Annotated in this window: 16 protein-coding genes; 12 read left to right on the forward strand and 4 right to left on the reverse strand. The window is 38.1% G+C overall.

All coding sequences use genetic code 11. The features are described 5' to 3' along the window. The first annotated feature begins 175 nt into the window (after window positions 1-175). The 8 genes from ACFFUE_RS05825 to ACFFUE_RS05860 all read left to right on the forward strand — a co-directional run bounded on the left by ACFFUE_RS05825 (window position 176) and on the right by ACFFUE_RS05860 (window position 8831). The gene (locus ACFFUE_RS05825) at window positions 176-1015 is read left to right on the forward strand and encodes a GLPGLI family protein (RefSeq protein ID WP_376833457.1); all 840 of its coding nucleotides are present in this window, start codon (window positions 176-178) and stop codon (window positions 1013-1015) included. Window positions 1016-1126: 111 nt separating this feature from the next. Beyond that, the gene (locus ACFFUE_RS05830; protein ID WP_376833460.1) at window positions 1127-1948 is read left to right on the forward strand and encodes a GLPGLI family protein; all 822 of its coding nucleotides are present in this window, start codon (window positions 1127-1129) and stop codon (window positions 1946-1948) included. A gap of 45 nt (window positions 1949-1993) precedes the next feature. After that, the gene (gene ppk1, locus ACFFUE_RS05835; RefSeq protein WP_376833462.1) at window positions 1994-4060 is read left to right on the forward strand and encodes a polyphosphate kinase 1; all 2067 of its coding nucleotides are present in this window, start codon (window positions 1994-1996) and stop codon (window positions 4058-4060) included. Between the two features lie 19 nt (window positions 4061-4079). After that, window positions 4080-4967, forward strand: a complete 888-nt coding sequence (locus tag ACFFUE_RS05840) for a Ppx/GppA phosphatase family protein (RefSeq protein WP_376833464.1) — start codon at window positions 4080-4082, stop codon at window positions 4965-4967. A gap of 485 nt (window positions 4968-5452) precedes the next feature. Then, window positions 5453-5830 carry a c-type cytochrome gene (locus ACFFUE_RS05845; RefSeq protein ID WP_376833466.1) on the forward strand — a complete coding sequence of 126 codons (378 nt, stop codon included), beginning with the start codon at window positions 5453-5455 and terminating at the stop codon, window positions 5828-5830. A gap of 216 nt (window positions 5831-6046) precedes the next feature. Further along, complete coding sequence (gene dnaK / locus ACFFUE_RS05850) at window positions 6047-7933, forward strand: molecular chaperone DnaK (protein WP_376833468.1); 1887 nt, start codon at window positions 6047-6049, stop codon at window positions 7931-7933. Between the two features lie 33 nt (window positions 7934-7966). Further along, window positions 7967-8311 carry a hypothetical protein gene (locus ACFFUE_RS05855; RefSeq protein ID WP_376833470.1) on the forward strand — a complete coding sequence of 115 codons (345 nt, stop codon included), beginning with the start codon at window positions 7967-7969 and terminating at the stop codon, window positions 8309-8311. 151 nt (window positions 8312-8462) lie between these two features. After that, a complete protein-coding gene (locus ACFFUE_RS05860; protein ID WP_376833472.1) occupies window positions 8463-8831 on the forward strand; it encodes an endonuclease domain-containing protein in 369 nt (122 codons plus the stop codon). Between the two features lie 169 nt (window positions 8832-9000). Here ACFFUE_RS05860 and ACFFUE_RS05865 read toward each other — a convergent pair whose 3' ends face one another. Continuing rightward, window positions 9001-9198, reverse strand: a complete 198-nt coding sequence (locus ACFFUE_RS05865; protein ID WP_376833474.1) for a hypothetical protein — start codon at window positions 9196-9198, stop codon at window positions 9001-9003. A gap of 68 nt (window positions 9199-9266) precedes the next feature. On the opposite strand from ACFFUE_RS05865, the gene ACFFUE_RS05870 reads away from it, so the two are divergent. Together ACFFUE_RS05870 and ACFFUE_RS05875 are read left to right on the forward strand one after the other, a co-directional pair. Beyond that, the gene (locus ACFFUE_RS05870; protein WP_376833476.1) at window positions 9267-9956 is read left to right on the forward strand and encodes a DUF6261 family protein; all 690 of its coding nucleotides are present in this window, start codon (window positions 9267-9269) and stop codon (window positions 9954-9956) included. 118 nt (window positions 9957-10074) lie between these two features. Next, window positions 10075-10737 (forward strand): TrmH family RNA methyltransferase, encoded by a 663-nt coding sequence (locus ACFFUE_RS05875; RefSeq protein WP_376833478.1) that lies wholly within the window; start codon window positions 10075-10077, stop codon window positions 10735-10737. A 253-nt stretch (window positions 10738-10990) separates the two neighbouring features. On the opposite strand, the gene ACFFUE_RS05880 is transcribed toward ACFFUE_RS05875, so the two are convergent. Continuing rightward, window positions 10991-11815 (reverse strand): CvfB family protein, encoded by an 825-nt coding sequence (locus ACFFUE_RS05880; RefSeq protein WP_376833481.1) that lies wholly within the window; start codon window positions 11813-11815, stop codon window positions 10991-10993. A gap of 24 nt (window positions 11816-11839) precedes the next feature. After that, window positions 11840-12247 carry an NUDIX hydrolase gene (locus tag ACFFUE_RS05885; RefSeq protein ID WP_376833483.1) on the reverse strand — a complete coding sequence of 136 codons (408 nt, stop codon included), beginning with the start codon at window positions 12245-12247 and terminating at the stop codon, window positions 11840-11842. 203 nt (window positions 12248-12450) lie between these two features. Here ACFFUE_RS05885 and ACFFUE_RS05890 point away from each other — a divergent pair, with 203 nt between their 5' ends. Further along, window positions 12451-13404: an MBL fold metallo-hydrolase gene (locus tag ACFFUE_RS05890; RefSeq protein ID WP_376833485.1), complete on the forward strand. Its 954-nt coding sequence runs from the start codon at window positions 12451-12453 to the stop codon at window positions 13402-13404. A gap of 56 nt (window positions 13405-13460) precedes the next feature. On the opposite strand, the gene ACFFUE_RS05895 is transcribed toward ACFFUE_RS05890, so the two are convergent. Further along, window positions 13461-15551: a TonB-dependent receptor plug domain-containing protein gene (locus tag ACFFUE_RS05895; protein ID WP_376833487.1), complete on the reverse strand. Its 2091-nt coding sequence runs from the start codon at window positions 15549-15551 to the stop codon at window positions 13461-13463. Between the two features lie 249 nt (window positions 15552-15800). Here ACFFUE_RS05895 and tpx point away from each other — a divergent pair, with 249 nt between their 5' ends. Beyond that, complete coding sequence (gene tpx, locus ACFFUE_RS05900; protein WP_376833489.1) at window positions 15801-16298, forward strand: thiol peroxidase; 498 nt, start codon at window positions 15801-15803, stop codon at window positions 16296-16298. Window positions 16299-16354 lie beyond the last annotated feature (56 nt).

The raw sequence follows: 16354 nt of genomic DNA on the forward strand, positions 1-16354 counted from the left end.
TTATGAAAGATACAATATTCACTAAACATAAAATCACATTAAGTTTTGGATATAAACTCCAAATTTAGTTGGTAAAAAAGAAAAAATCGTCCGCAATAATTGCATCGATTTCGCAACAAAAATGCATAAAAATGTTTAGTGATATTTATAACTTAAATCTAAATAACAATCAAAAATGAAAAAAATTACATTTCTTTTACTTTTTATGAATGTCTTTTATTTTAATGCTCAAATGCAAAGATTAACTTTTGAATTTGCGTATAAAATAGACTCTTTAGAAAATGATATAGAAAGAGATATTTATCTACTGGATATTACTAAAGATGATACAAAATTTTATAAAGAAGAATTTTTACAGATAGATTCTTTGAACCAAAATTTAAAACACAAGACGCAGGCTTCTTTACCAAATGGGTTCAATATTTTAGTGAAACGTAAAACTGGACAACAAGAAAACAAAAATTATAGCTTTATTAACGGGCAATACTATGTCTTTGAAACTGTCGATAAAATAAAATGGACTTTAAAGGATCAAATGAAAAGTATAGGTAATTACACTGCACAACTTGCTGAATCTGACTACGGAGGAAGACATTGGTATGCTTGGTTTGTAAAGGACTTACCTTTAATTGAAGGCCCTTACAAATTTAATGGCTTACCTGGAATGGTTATAGAAGTTTATGATAGCCAGCGAAACTTCAGTTTTACGCTTACAAGTCTTTCCAATCTTAAAGAATTACCAGATACACAGAACTTTTTAGAAACAAACTTTGGACAAAAACCAATAAAAGTTAGTTTAGAAAAATTTAATAAAGCTCTTATAAACGCATACTACAATCTTTACAGTGAGTTCAAAAATGACAAAACAGGTCGTTGGAGTATAAATACAGAAGATGGCAGAGTTATAAAGTCTTTACAAGAACTGAATTCTCTAATTAGAGAAGAGCAAGCAGAAATGAGAAAAAATTATAATCCAATTAATAAAACTCAAGGTGTCAAATATCCTAAAAAATGAAAGCATTATTATTTATATTTTTATTGATTTCTACAATGATGTTTCCTTAAAAAATTTGAAGAAAAATAATGGCTAATATAAAAAAGATAACAACCCTATCGAACGCTAGCTATGAAAAAGATACTTTTTATGTTACTCCTTTCAGTAATTTCTCTAAAAGCACAGACAATAAGACTTGTGTATAAAACCACATCCACAGAAGCTGCTGAACGCATTGTAGAAAACTATCACCTTGATATAGATACCAAAGCTCAAAATGCTATTTATTACAATAGAGTTTATTTCGTGAACGATTCTATTTTCAAAAAATCTGGAGAATTTGGCTATACTGGGTTCAAAATGACAGACTTTGTTAAAACCAACTTATTAGAGAGTAAATATTCAGAGGAGTATAAAATACTGAATATGGATGTATTCAAAATAAGAATGGAAAATCCCCAAAATTGGGAAATTACGAAAGACACCACAATTTGGGAAAATAAGGTTTTGCAAAAAGCAACTACCAACTATGGTGGCAGACATTGGGAAGCGTGGTTTGATGCCAGTTTACCCATTCATACAGGTCCATATTATTTCAACGGTCTTCCAGGGCTTATCGTAAAACTAAATGATTCTGAAAATAATTTTAGCTTTGAATTGATTAAACTTCAAAATCTTCCTGAGCCTCAGACCATTGATTTCATCGGTACTTTACAGAATAATGCAGTGCCAATTACTTTGGACAAATGGAAGAAACTAATGCTTCAAAGCTATAAAGACCCCTTGGGATATATTGCCAAAGGATTATCGGATAGTGATAAGCCTATTCGCTTGGAAGATGGCACATTACTCACCAAACAAAACCTAAAATCCAGTGAAGAAATTATAAGAAACAGACTAAGAAAACAAAATCCCATTCATTTAGATTTCAAAGTTTCATATCCGAAACAATAGCCCCAAACTTATTTTTCCGTATTTTTGAGGCATTAAGCAAACGATATGAGCAATCTATTCAATCCCAGAGATGTTACTTGGCTCGCCTTTAACGAAAGGGTGCTACAAGAGGCAATGGATGAGAGCGTCCCACTTCCCCTCAGAATACGCTTTCTTGGTATTTTTTCTAATAACTTAGACGAGTTTTTCCGCGTACGCGTAGCAGGGCTAAAACGGGCTATGGACTTTAAAAACAAAATCCTTACGGATAGCTTTTTCCAGCCACCTTCCAAGATTTTAAAACAAATCAACGATATTGTTATTCATCAACAAGAAAACTTTGATAAAACTTGGAAAAAAATCCAAGAAGAAATGGCAGAGGAAAAAGTTTTCATCAAAGACCATAGAAACCTCACCCCAAAGCAAGCAGAGTTTGTACACCGTTATTTTGATGAAGAGGTGGAAAGCAATGTCATTCCCATACTCCTTCACGAAAACGAACCAATGCCCTACCTCAGGGACAAAAGCCTTTATATAGGCATCGCAATGCGAAAAAAAGAATGGCAATACATCAGCAGTTATGCCATTATAGAAGTCCCATCTAGAGTTTTGGGGCGTTTTGTGCTGTTGCCATCGGAGAAGGGGGAGAAAAATGTAATGCTTTTAGAAGATGTCATCATTTGCAATTTACCTTATATATTCTCCTATTTCGGTTATGATGATTTTGAAGCCCACTGTTTTAAGGTAACCAAAGATGCCGAGTTTGATTTGGACAATGACATCCGCACCACGCTAGCAGAGAAAATAGAAAAAGCCGTGAAAAGCAGACGGAAAGGGAAGCCTACCCGTTTTGTTTTTGATAAAGATATGGACAAAGCCCTGCTGGAATTTCTCATCAAAAAGCTAAACCTCACTTCCCGAGATAGCATTATCCCAGGGGGAAAAATTCATAATTTCAAACACTTTATGGATTTTCCCAATGTCTTTTCGGAGGTAGAAAAACCAGAGGAACGCACCTCCTTCACCCATCCAGATTTCCAAGATGAACAAAGGGTAATGGATGTTGTCTTGAAGAAAGATGTCCTCCTCACATTCCCCTATCACACCTATACACCCGTGATTAATCTGCTGAGGGAGTCTGCAATGGACCCCGATGTGAAAACCATTCAAATCACGGCTTATAGATTGGCATCCAATTCTAAAATCGTAAACGCCCTTATCAACGCTGCCCGAAACGGAAAAGAAGTGACCGTAATGGTGGAACTCCGAGCCCGTTTTGACGAGGAAAACAACCTTAAATGGAAAGAGCGATTGGAGCTAGAAGGCATTAAAGTATTGGTGGGACTCCCGAATAAAAAAGTACACGCCAAGCTCTGCGTTATCAAAAAGAGAGTGAATAATAAAACCATTCAATACGGATTTATAAGCACAGGAAATTTTAACGAAAAAACAGCCAAAATCTATGGGGACAATCTTCTGATGACCGCCAATAGAGCCATAATGGCAGATATTAATAAGGTATTCAACCTTTTTAGAAAGCCCAAACTCAACCCTGAAGAAACGCTAAAAACCTGCAAAGCCCTACTCGTTTGCCCACAGCATATGCGGGATAAAATTGTATGGCACATCGATAGGGAAATAGCAGAAGCTAAAGCAGGACGAAAAGCCAAGATGATTATCAAAGTGAATTCCCTTAGTGATAAAGGATTGATTTTAAAACTCTACGAAGCCGCACAAGCAGGCGTTGTTATCAAGATGATTGTAAGGGGAATCTACTGTGCCGTGAATGATAAATCTTTCAAAACGCCGATAGAGAGTATCAGCATTGTAGATGAGTATCTAGAACACTCTCGCGTAATGTATTTCTGGAACAAGGGGCAAGAAGACCTCTATATCTCCTCTGCCGATTGGATGACCAGAAACCTTGATTATCGCGTAGAAGCCGCCGTAAAAATTACCGAAAAAGAACTGAAAAAAGAGCTGAAAGATTTGCTTAATATCCAACTGAAAGACAATGTGAAAGCCCGAATATTGGACAATAAGCTCAAAAATAAATATGTCCGAAAAGGTGAAAAAGAATTTCGCTCACAGATTGAAATCTATAAATATTTAAAGCAAAAAACGAAAAAATAATAAGACCATTTTAAAAATAATGAAATTAGCCGCAATAGACATCGGTAGTAACGCTGCCAGATTACTGATTAACGAAGTTACAGAGAATAAAAAAGGTGAACCAGAGTTCACCAAGCTCAATCTTCTACGCATTCCCCTCCGATTGGGGATGGATGTATTCAGCTATGGAGAAATCCGCGAAGAAAGGCAAAAAATGGTGATAGACTCTATGAAAGTTTTTTCAGATTTAATGAAAATCTACAATGTAGAATATTACCGTGCGTGTGCCACTTCTGCAATGCGTGACGCTCAGAACGGTGCAGAGATTCGCAAGGAAGTAAAAGAAACTTCTGGGATAGAGATTGAAATTATCTCTGGAGATGAAGAAGCTAGTCTTATCTATGAAAACCATATTGCAGAGACTTTAGACAAAGATTTTGGCTATTTGTACATCGATGTAGGAGGCGGAAGCACCGAGGTGATGTATTTTGAAAACGGAAAAATGAAATTCAAAAAATCCTTTAATATTGGTACCATTCGTTTACTCAATGGCTTGGTGAAGGAAGAGCAATGGAAGGAAATGAAAGAAGAACTCAAAACCAAAATTGTAAGCAAAAAGCCGATGCTTGCGATAGGCTCGGGAGGGAATATCAATAAGATTTTTTCTCTTAGCAAAACCAAAGATGGAAAGCCAATGTCTGCTGATACGCTTAAGAAATATCACAAAGAATTTGCCGCCCTTACCGTAGAAGAAAGAATGCACCGCTACAAGCTAAGAGAAGACCGTGCCGATGTACTAGTGCCTGCCCTAGAAATTTTCAATAAAATAATGAACTGGACAGATATTTCTAAAATCTTTGTTCCTAAAATTTCCGTTGCTGATGGACTTATCCATAGCATCTATGAACAAGTGAAGAATAAAGCGTAGAATTGGATTTTTATGCTTTCAATTTTCAATATAGGGTCGGGTTTTAACCCGACTTTTGATATGGTTTTTCCAAAAGGCTTTAGCCGAAAATTGATATCAATAACATTTCCACTTAAAGCCTATTGCGTTAAAAGAATAAAGCGTAGAAATGGATTTTATCCTAGACTATGTGCTTTCAATTTTCAATAGGGTCGGGTTTTAACCCGACTTTTGGTATGGCTTTTCCAAAAGGCTTTAGCCGAAAATTGATATCAATAACATTTCCACTTAAAGCCTATTGCGTTAAAAGAATAAAGCGTAGAAATGGATTTTATCCTAGACTATGTGCTTTCAATTTTCAATAGGGTCGGGTTTTAACCCGACTTTTGATAGGGGTTCCTCAAAAGGCTTTAGCCCAAAATGGATATCAATAACATCTCTACTTAAAGCCTATTGCGTTTTAATTAAAAACATTTATATTTGTAGGGAATTAAAGTAATGTGATTATGAAAAAAATTATTTCTATTTTAGCGTTAGGAGCGGTATTGATGTCTTGTTCTAAAAAAGAGGAGCCCGTTACAGAGAGCAATGTAATGCTAGAAGAAACCACGGCATCGCCTGCTGGTGAAACAGAAGTTACGGGGCAATCTTTAATAGACAATGCCGATTGCAGAAGTTGCCATCAAGATGATGCAAAGTTGGTAGGGCCATCTTACCAAGACATCGCCAATAAATACACCGAAGCTGATTTGGATATGTTGGCAGATAAGATTATCAACGGAAGTTCTGGCGTTTGGGGACCTGTGCCAATGTCTCCACACCCTGGGCTGAGTAAGGAAAATGCTAAAAAAATGGCAGAATATATTTTGTCACTCAAACCATAAGTTGTTACATTTAATAAAGGATAAGAGCGTTTTTGAAATTCAAGAACGCTTTTTTTTGTGTCAATTTGTCACACTTTTATCATTGGTATATTTTTAGAGAAAACGAAAGGGAAATGATGGAATGAGGTAACCGGGGTGATGAAATCTTCAGAACCTTTTTAGCTCTACAACCATCTAAGTTTTTTAATCGTTCAACAAATAAAAATAGAAAATAAAATGAGCAAAATTATTGGAATTGACTTAGGTACTACCAACTCGTGTGTATCTGTAATGGAAGGGAAAGACCCTGTGGTAATCCCTAATGCTGAAGGAAAAAGAACAACCCCTTCTATCGTTGCCTTCGCTGAAGATGGCGAAAGAAAAGTAGGAGACCCTGCTAAAAGACAAGCCGTAACCAACCCTAAAAATACCATCTACTCTATCAAGAGATATATGGGGGAACATTTCTCTAACCTTACCGCAGAGGACAAAAATGTCCCTTACGAATTGGTAAAAGGTAATAATGATAGCGTAAAAGTAAAAATAGCCGATAGAGAATATACACCGCAAGAAATCTCTGCAATGACGCTTCAGAAAATGAAGAAAACCGCAGAAGACTATCTGGGGCAAGAAGTAACAAGAGCCGTAATTACCGTACCAGCTTACTTCAACGATGCTCAAAGACAAGCAACCAAAGAAGCAGGTGAAATCGCAGGACTTAAAGTAGAAAGAATCATCAACGAGCCTACGGCAGCAGCCTTGGCTTACGGATTAGATAAATCTCACAAAGACCAAAAAATTGCGGTTTATGACCTTGGGGGAGGTACTTTTGATATCTCAATCTTAGATTTAGGTGATGGCGTTTTCGAGGTATTATCTACCAACGGAGATACACACCTCGGTGGGGACGATTTTGATAATGTAATTATCAATTGGCTCGCTTCTGAGTTCCAAGCAGAGGAAGGTGTAGATTTGAAAGCCGATGCCATCGCTCTTCAAAGATTGAAAGAAGCCGCTGAAAAAGCTAAAATAGAATTGTCTTCTTCTACACAGACCGAAATCAACTTGCCATACATCACCGCTACAGCTTCTGGGCCTAAACACTTGGTGAAAACATTAACGAGAGCGAAGTTTGAGCAACTTTCTGCCGACTTAGTGCGTCGTTCTATGGAGCCTTGTAAAAAAGCCCTTCAAGATGCAGGATTGTCCACTTCGGATATTGATGAGGTCATCTTAGTAGGTGGTTCTACCAGAATCCCAATCATCCAAGAGGAAGTAGAGAAATTCTTCGGTAAAAAGCCTTCTAAAGGTGTAAACCCAGACGAGGTAGTTGCCATAGGTGCTGCCATCCAAGGAGGGGTACTTACAGGTGATGTGAAAGATGTATTGCTTCTAGATGTTACGCCACTATCTTTAGGTATCGAAACAATGGGAGCGGTTTTCACCAAATTGATTGAAGCCAATACCACTATCCCAACCAGAAAATCTGAGGTGTTCTCTACAGCGTCTGATAACCAACCAGCGGTAAGCATCCGCGTAGGACAAGGAGAAAGACCTATGTTTAACGATAACAAGGAAATCGGTAGATTTGATTTAACAGATATCCCACCAGCACCAAGAGGTGTTCCTCAGATTGAAGTAACCTTCGATATTGATGCCAACGGTATCCTCAGCGTATCTGCAAAAGATAAAGGAACGGGTAAGGAACAATCTATCAAAATCCAAGCGTCTTCTGGATTGTCTGATGAAGAAATTGAAAGAATGAAGAAAGAAGCACAAGAAAACTCCGCTGCCGATGCGAAGAGAAAAGAAGAAGCAGACCTCCTCAACAAGGCAGATGGACAAATCTTCCAAACTGAAAAACAACTGAAAGAGTTTGGTGATAAGCTTTCTACAGATAAGAAATCTGCCATTGAAAGTGCCGCTGCAGAACTGAAAACCGCTTTTGAAGCGAAAGATTTAGAAAGCATCAAAACCAAATCCGAAGCCTTAGACAATGCGTGGATGGCAGCTTCCGAAGAGCTTTACAAAGCACAAGCCGAAGCACAACCACAGCAAGATGCTGGTAATTCCGCAAATGCAGGAGACAATGTGCAAGACGCAGATTTTGAAGAAGTGAAATAGTAAATGAGTAGTAGTTTAATTAAAATTAAAAATATGGAATTAGATAGAATTAGAGATATAATAGCAAATAAATTACAAGAACATAATGATGTTTGGAATGATGTTATAAGTAATACATTTCCTGGAAATTATGGTTGTGATGAATGGAATGTAGAAGTATCATATAATGATGTATATGCGGATATTCCAAGTAGGCAGTTTGATGCAAAGGGTGTTTTTAATGCCGATTTAGTTATGGGAGCATCTCGTGGAGATACTAGTTTTAATGCTCCATACAATAAAGAATTTAAAGCAAAGGGAAATTTTGAGTTCTCTGCAGATAATAATGATATAATCATAAATGATGTAGAAATAGATATAGATCCTGATGTTTTTTAGATTGAAATAAGATAATATATTTTTAACATCCCCCTACCCCCTTCAAAGGGGGAATAGTGGGGGTGTTTTATTTTGTGTAAATCAATATATAGTAAAGAACATACGCAATTCCTCCTTTGAAGGGGGGAGGGGGATGTAAAAACAAAAACAAATGAGCAACAAAATCATTCCGTATCATCCAAAACTAAAAGAATACGCCAGACATTTGCGAAATAATAGCACTCTGTGCGAGGTCTTGCTTTGGAAAATGATTAAGAATAAATCGTTGGGCGTGGAGTTTCATCGGCAAGTTCCAATGCTGGATTTCATTGTGGATTTTTATTGCCACGAGTTGCAGTTAGCAATTGAGGTAGATGGCGAATATCATCTCTATCAATACATAGAAGACTGCGAACGGCAGGAGAAAATAGAGAATTACGGCGTAAAATTCTTGCGTTTTACCAATGATGAGATAAAATACGATATGCAAAATGTGATTTTGAAAATCCAGCATTGCGTGGAGGAGTTGCAAAAGGAATGAGGACATCCCCCTACCCCCTTCAAAGGGGGAATAAGAGAACGCTTAAAGTTTGAGGTAAAATAGAAGCATAAAATTTCCACACGTAAATTCCCCCTTTGAAGGGGGTAGGGGGATGTAAAAAACAAAAATTTATCAAACCCTCATTGCCGTATAAAAATTTTTCCTAATTTTATCCCACGCCAATTTGCAGAGAGCCGTCCCACGATGGGATTATTCCCCGCACGCTTTCGGGAAGTTTTCCCAAGCTGGGACAACGCCCCGCAAAACCGCAGGAGAAAATCCCAAACTGGGAAAATGCCAATATCACAAGTTTGAGACTTTCCCAAGCTGGGAAAATATCCCGCAATAACGCTTGGGATTTTCCCAAACAAAAATAGCATCAAAATCATTTTATTTAATAAAAATTAATTATTAATTACTTAAAAATTTATTGATATGATAAAAACAACATCTTTAAGAAACCTCCGCCTGATGGCATTCTCTCAGGTGATGAAGAATGTTCAATCTTTTTTAGCAAAAGAAGAAAACTTAGAAACCTCAGGGCTTACCTCCGTGAAAGCCGAGTTTGACACCGCTTTTGATGCCTTAGAAGATGTGCTGCACATCGCCAGAAGAAATGAGCAAACGCAGACCATCTTAGAACAGGATAAACAGCGGGATATTTTACTTGCAAATTTTATTGCTCATTGCAAACTCTTCAAAAATCACCCCGATGCCGAGAAAAATGCCGCTGCTCACCGTGCCATCATTCAGATAGAGGCGTATGGGAAAGACATCCAAAGGCGAGCTTACCGAGATGAGACTGCCATCATTCGCAATTTGATAGCAGATTTTGAACAGCCTCAGAACGATGCAGACATCGCCCTCATCGGAGCAAAAGAATGGCTCACCCTCCTCAAACCGATTAACGAAAAATTTGATGCCCTGCACAGCAATCGCACCGTGGAAGAGTCTGAAAAAGAAGTGGGACAAAGCAAAGAGGCTCGGAAAGAAATGCAAGAGAAATTTGACCGCCTATGCAAGGCTATAAATGCCTTAGCCTTCGTGAATGGGGAAGAACAATATCGCAATCTTGCCAATGCCATCAATGAAGAGGTGAAAAAAGCCTTAGCCGGTACTAAATAACGGCATCTGTATTTCAGCATCTACCCAAACAGCCACTGCAAATATTTGTAGTGGCTATTTTACGCCCCTCGCCTACCCGCTTTATTGCATCAACCATTTTCCCTATCTTTGCCCCACGATGAAAGATTTACAAGAAACCTACGATTATCTAAAACAATTTCTCACCGAAGAACGCCTTGCCAAAATAGAGCATTATGCCTTGGAAAGTTCAGATTTTGTACTCCCCGTTTTGGAAGATATCTATCAGTTTCGCAATGCTGCCGCCATTGTACGAAGCGTGGAGGCGTGTGCGTTTCACAAGGTGGTGGCATTGGAACAAGACAATATCTTTGCCCCCAACCTTACCGTTACCAAAGGGGCTCAGACTTGGGTAGAAGTAGAAAAAATGCCTGCACACTTAGACGCCATCAAAGCGATAAAAAATCGTGGTTATAAAATTGTAGCCGTATCGCCAGAGCATAATGCCACAATGCTCCCAGACTACGAGATAAAAGAGCCTATTGCATTAGTTTTCGGTACAGAATGGCAAGGAGTATCGGAGGAGGTGCTCAGCTTTGCAGATGAAACGCTCGCCATCCCTATGTATGGATTTACCAAGAGTTTTAATGTTTCTGTGGCAGCTGCTATCTGTATGTACGAGCTGAAACAGAAGCTCATTCATTCTAATATTCCTTACAAACTGAGTGATGAAAAACGCCTAAAAATGAAAATACGATGGGCTGTAAACTCCATCCGAAGCGGCGAGGAAATCTATAAACGGTTTTTGGAGAATAGAAACTAGAAACTAGAAACTAGATTTTAGAGGTTAGAGGTTAGAGGTTGGAGGTTGGAGATTAGGTTTTAGAGGTTTAGAAAGTTGGATGGAGCGTGAATGTTGAACAAAGTAAAACAAATTTTTAGAGATTAAAAGTTTTGGATTTTATAATGAACTTATAGTCTAAATTCTCACTTCTAACCTCTAAAATCTAACTTCTAAAATCTAATCTCTAAATTCTAACTTCTAACCTCTAAAATCCAACTTCTGTAAAAAAAATCTACACCAACCTTATCTTATCTTCCAAGATTTCAATTTTTTTATCCTTATAAAGACCGCCGATGGCTTTTTTGAAATTCTTTTTGCTCATTTGCAACTCTTCCTTGATTTCCTCTGGAGAAGATTGATCCGAAAGGTAAAGCAGTCCGTAGTTTTCTTCCAATTTTTCAAGGATAATTTTTTGATACTCGTCTATATGGGCATAGCCTTCAGGCTGTAGAGAGACATCTATCTTTCCATCTTCGCGGATGGTTTTGATGTAGCCCACCTCTTCCGATAAAGGGTAGAGTTTTTTGTATACATCAGAAGCGTACACCAGCCCTATATACCGTTGATTGATGATGACATTCCAGCCCAGTTCGCTTTCGCCCATCATTATCAGGTTCACCTTATCCCCTTTCTCAAAGGGTAGGTTCTCGTATTGTGGATTTCGTTTAAACTTGGTAGTCCCTGTGATAAGCCCCGTCTGCTCATCTACATAGACATAAACCAGATAGCGTTTGCCCTCCACCATTTTTCCTTTCTGCTGTTTATAGGGAACAAAAAGGTCTTTGATGATGCCCCAATCCATAAATGCCCCACTCGGCAACACCTGTACACAGCTCATCACTGCAAAGGTTCCCACCTCTGCCAGTGGTTCTTCTGTAGTTGCTTTCAGTTTATCATCATCTTGGTACACAAATACCGTGATGGCATCGCCTTCGGATAAATCCTCTCGCACAAATATTTTGGGTAAAAATGCTTTCTCGCCCTCGCCATCTGTAAGGAGGTAGCCTGAACTGATTTTCTCTGAAACTTCTAAGGTTTGTACTTTGCCGATATTCATACTGCAAAGGTAGAGATTTCGGTCTTAATATGAGCTATGAATCACTTTTCTAATGGTATTTTTGTATCCTAAGGGCATATTAAGATGTTCAATTTCCTCTATATTGAAAAGTCCTAATTCTTTATGCTCGTGGCTAATTTTCAAAACATTGGGGTCTATCGTTAGTTTTTCACAAAGATAAGTAACGATGAATACATTTTTCTGATTCGAAATAGTATACATCCAAGTATCTACAATCCTATCCACAACACATTTTAAGTTCAATTCCTCATCAATTTCCCTCACCACGCATTCCTCTGGAGTTTCTCCAATTTCTATCCTACCACCGGGCAACTCCCATTCTTCTCTTTCGTTTTTAAGGAGAACTATCTTCTCGTTTACCAATACAATTCCCTTTATGGATATAGGAAATGCGGATGCGTTATATGTCATAGTCTTTAAAATTTCAAATAGCAATCACCAGCTTAGAGCCTGTTTAAATTTCATTCAGTAAAAGTACGAAAAGTTATCACTTAGAGAGATAAGCAATATTATGCTCTCTTCCGCCAAATTCTTATCCTACATCAAGAGTTTTTAGCTAAGAAATATTATACCTTTGGGGTATTAATTTAATCATTAATCAAAATCAGAATGATATGAAAGCATTACTTTTTAAAATATCCACTATCGCAATGATGCTGGGCTCTCAGATGGCTTACTCTCAGATGGTAGGAGCCATCCCTGTAGATAAATCTTTATACGCCAACCGCGAGGTGCTACCAGATGCACTAGGCAATCCTCAACCACCAACAGAAAAAGCTTTGATACATATCAAAGGAAATCTTTACCGCCATACCAATGATAAAATTCCTTCTTTGCATAGTGGTTTGGTGCTTATCAACAAAGAGGGTGCTTTGGTAATAGACCCTGCCAATACACAATCTGCAGAATGGCTTTTGAACGAAATCAAAACCCGTTTCAATATCCCTGTAAAATATCTGATAATGACCCACGCCCATTATGACCACATCGGAGGAAGTCAAGTTTTTCAAAATGCAGGTGCTAAAGTGATTATTCAGGAAAAAGGTCTGGAGCCTATCATTGGAGAAAAACTACCTACTGCAGTGCCAGATTTTGTATATAAAGACCATATGGAAATTACAATGGGAGGCGAAAAAATCCTCTTAGATAGAGTTGCTCCCAGCCATTCTAATAGTATGACAGTAGTGCGTTTCCCAGACTACAAAGCAATGCAACTGACCGATGTAGGACAGAATGAAACTTTCCCTTACAATGATTTTTTAGACTTCTACTACGATGGCTGGATAGAAACTTTAGACTATGCCATTGCCCAAAACTATGATATCATAGATATAGGACATTATACCCCTACCACCACCGAGTTTCTAAAAAAAGAAAGAGAATATATGATAAGCCTGCACGACCAAGTGTTGGATTTGCTAAGAAAAGGCTACACTTGGGATGAGCTTTATAGGAATGTAAAATTTACCGATGAACAGAAAAAATGGTTTGGGTATGACTCTATGAGTAAGCTCAACATCTTAGGAATGTTTCGCTGGATGGTAAACCACAGAAGAGGCGTTTGGTAAATTAATTTTCAAACGATAAAATAAAAGCAATCCTAATGGATTGCTTTTATTTTGCTTTAATTCAACCTAAACCTCACGCCCAAAAAGCCTCTGATACCTTGGTTGGGTGCATAGGAATAAGAAGGATCAAAGGTGAGGGCATAAGGATTGTCAGCAGTAGGTAATACATTGCCACCAGCATCATATTGTACATTTTTATCAAAAGGGTCGTGGCTTCTTGCTATGAGGAACGGCACATTTCGGTAAGGAACCCAATTGAGCAGATTTTTAATTCCTGCATAGATTTCCCATTTCTTAAATCCTGTGTAGGTAAACTGAATGTTTTGCAAACTCCACCAAGGCGATTCTGGACGTCGAGGGTCTAGTTCCCCAGCCAATGGCAACCGCATAGGACTATACAGATTTCCCGTGTAGTCTATATTCAGTTTCCATCGTGGAATTTGGTAGGTAATCGCCCAGTTGGCAGAGAATCTTTCGGTGAGCATTTGGCGTGTGGTATTGCCATTTTCGGTAACGGTATTATCCATCAATGTAGCTCCCAAAAGAAAACGCCAGCCATTCATCAGCATCAAATCTGCATTGAGCCCTACCCCTTTGCTAATGGCATTCCCATTAAGGTTTTTATAAATGATTTTTCTGGCATCGGTTTCATAGTCGGGTAAAATTCTATTATTAAAATAGGTATAAAATGCGGTGGCTTCCAAATCTAAATAACCCGCATCAAAATACCATTTCTTAATAAAATTGAGATTGGCATTATAAGATTTTTCGGGATTAAGATGTTCTTCCAAAATCACCGTTCTCCCGCCTGTAAGGGCAGCGTGATCTTCGGTAAAAAGGTTCACCACTCGGAATCCCGTTCCTGCATTAAGCCTCAAAATAGCATCTTCATCAAAGGTATATTTATAAGCCACCCTCGGGGTAAAAATAGTTCCGTGGGCATTGTGAACATCTACCCTTGCCCCAAAGAGCAATTTACTTTTTTCCGTTGCCGACCATTCGGTCTGTGCAAAAATACCAGGTAACCAAGTTTTATCCGCTTGATTTTCTCCCAAAGCCGTAGCCGTAGCAGGGGTATTATCATCATAATATTGATAACGAAGTGCCGCCCCTGCAATCCAATCGGTTTTCCCAATGGTTTTATCCCAAACCAATTGCCCGAAACCTATATTTTGATTGGCAAAGTAAGGCGTATCACCATACCAACTATCTTGATGGTGATTGATTAACGAAAAATTGAGCATCATCTTTTCTTTCAACGGCAGCTGATATTGCCCGAAAAATTCGGCTCTTCTCGTATAGATACTTTCACCATACACTTCATCGCCACCGCGGTAAGATTTATTCCATCGCATCTCCCCTCCCCAGCGGTCTTCATACAAATAACGCCCCGCAAGACTAAAGGCACGATAATCTTTCCTTTTGAAATTCCATTTTTGAAACACCGAAATACGGTCTTGGAGGGTTAAATCTGTGAAGCCATCTTGGTTTACATCTATCGGATTTTGATAGTTGAAATAGTTAATTCCCGTAAGAACATTAGTAGTCTTTCCCACAGGAAATTTAAACCCTAAATCCAAATTGTACTCGCCCCAACTCGTAGTAAAAACATCGGCACTGAGCCTTGGTGCGGCAAAGGTCTTTTTGGTAATGATATTGATGAGCCCCGCCACCGCCTCGCTGCCATAAAGCGAAGAAGCAGGACCTTTCACTATTTCTACCCGTTCTACCAATGCATTGGGAATCCCAGAAAGTCCATAGACCGTTCCTAAAGCACTTACCATAGGCATCCCGTCTATCATCACCATTGTGTAAGCCCCTGGCAATCCATTAATCTGAATATCTCCCGTATTGCACACGCTGCAATTAATCTGTGGCCGAATGCCATTAACATTCTGCAACGCTTCAAAAATATTAGGCGATGGATTTTTCTTAAAAAACGCAGGCGAATACACTTCCACTGGAACGGGAGTCTCTAAGCGTTTTACAGGTTTCATAGTTCCAGAAACAACCACTTCTTCTATCTGCTGATTCTTGATAATGGTATCACTTTTCCTTTGTAGTGAATCTCCTATTGAATCTTTAACTGATGCACTAAAATAATTAACTGATATTGCATTAGCAGCCAAGATTAGTGAGAAAATCATATTTTTATTCATTCTCATTGCTTAATAATTTTGGCAAATATACAAATGTTAGTCTAATCTAACAAATATTTTAGCTCAACGAAATAAAATTTAATATTTAATCTAAGTCTAGAAATCAAATAAAAACAACTAATTGCTCTGTCTTTTAAAAATCTGAAGATTGGGTAATATATTTATGAATAATTTAACATATTAATTCCAGAAGAACCCTTGAAAAACATTAACTTTGATATCACAAAAAATTAAAATATGTCAGATATTACATTAAAAGGCAATACAATCCACACCGTAGGACAATTGCCAGAAGTAGGAACACAAGTGAAAAATTTCCGATTGGTAAACGATAAATTAGAGGTGAAAACTCTGGAAGATTACCAAGGTAAAAAGGTCATTTTCAATATATTTCCAAGTATAGATACTGGTGTTTGTGCAGCATCTGCAAGGAAATTTAACGAAGAAGCTACTTCTCTTGAAAACACTGTAGTTGTAAATGTATCCAAAGATTTACCATTTGCATTAGGTAGATTTTGTGCAGCTGAGGGACTCAATAATGTTGATACACTTTCAGATTTTAGAGGTACTTTTGGGGAGGACTACGGCGTTACCATCACCGATTCTCCGATGCAAGGGCTGCTATCTCGTGCAATAGTAGTGACAGATGAATCTGGAAAGGTAATCTATACAGAACAAGTCCCTGAAATCACCCAAGAACCTGATTATGAAAAAGCTATCGCTGCTTTGAAATAAATTTTATGCACCTATTGGTTTAAAAAAATTGGGCAGATTCAACCCCAAGTGCAATT

Origin of the sequence: Bergeyella porcorum (assembly GCF_042427575.1) — a bacterium.
Classification (GTDB): domain Bacteria; phylum Bacteroidota; class Bacteroidia; order Flavobacteriales; family Weeksellaceae; genus Bergeyella; species Bergeyella porcorum.

Coding starts and splice junctions, on each gene's coding strand:
- ACFFUE_RS05825 (WP_376833457.1), top strand. CDS start 176: ATGAAAAAAATTACATTTCTTTTACTTTTTATGAATGTCTTTTATTTT.
- ACFFUE_RS05830 (WP_376833460.1), top strand. CDS start 1,127: ATGAAAAAGATACTTTTTATGTTACTCCTTTCAGTAATTTCTCTAAAA.
- ppk1 (WP_376833462.1), top strand. CDS start 1,994: ATGAGCAATCTATTCAATCCCAGAGATGTTACTTGGCTCGCCTTTAAC.
- ACFFUE_RS05840 (WP_376833464.1), top strand. CDS start 4,080: ATGAAATTAGCCGCAATAGACATCGGTAGTAACGCTGCCAGATTACTG.
- ACFFUE_RS05845 (WP_376833466.1), top strand. CDS start 5,453: ATGAAAAAAATTATTTCTATTTTAGCGTTAGGAGCGGTATTGATGTCT.
- dnaK (WP_376833468.1), top strand. CDS start 6,047: ATGAGCAAAATTATTGGAATTGACTTAGGTACTACCAACTCGTGTGTA.
- ACFFUE_RS05855 (WP_376833470.1), top strand. CDS start 7,967: ATGGAATTAGATAGAATTAGAGATATAATAGCAAATAAATTACAAGAA.
- ACFFUE_RS05860 (WP_376833472.1), top strand. CDS start 8,463: ATGAGCAACAAAATCATTCCGTATCATCCAAAACTAAAAGAATACGCC.
- ACFFUE_RS05870 (WP_376833476.1), top strand. CDS start 9,267: ATGATAAAAACAACATCTTTAAGAAACCTCCGCCTGATGGCATTCTCT.
- ACFFUE_RS05875 (WP_376833478.1), top strand. CDS start 10,075: ATGAAAGATTTACAAGAAACCTACGATTATCTAAAACAATTTCTCACC.
- ACFFUE_RS05880 (WP_376833481.1), bottom strand. CDS start 11,815: ATGAATATCGGCAAAGTACAAACCTTAGAAGTTTCAGAGAAAATCAGT.
- ACFFUE_RS05885 (WP_376833483.1), bottom strand. CDS start 12,247: ATGACATATAACGCATCCGCATTTCCTATATCCATAAAGGGAATTGTA.
- ACFFUE_RS05890 (WP_376833485.1), top strand. CDS start 12,451: ATGAAAGCATTACTTTTTAAAATATCCACTATCGCAATGATGCTGGGC.
- ACFFUE_RS05895 (WP_376833487.1), bottom strand. CDS start 15,551: ATGATTTTCTCACTAATCTTGGCTGCTAATGCAATATCAGTTAATTAT.
- tpx (WP_376833489.1), top strand. CDS start 15,801: ATGTCAGATATTACATTAAAAGGCAATACAATCCACACCGTAGGACAA.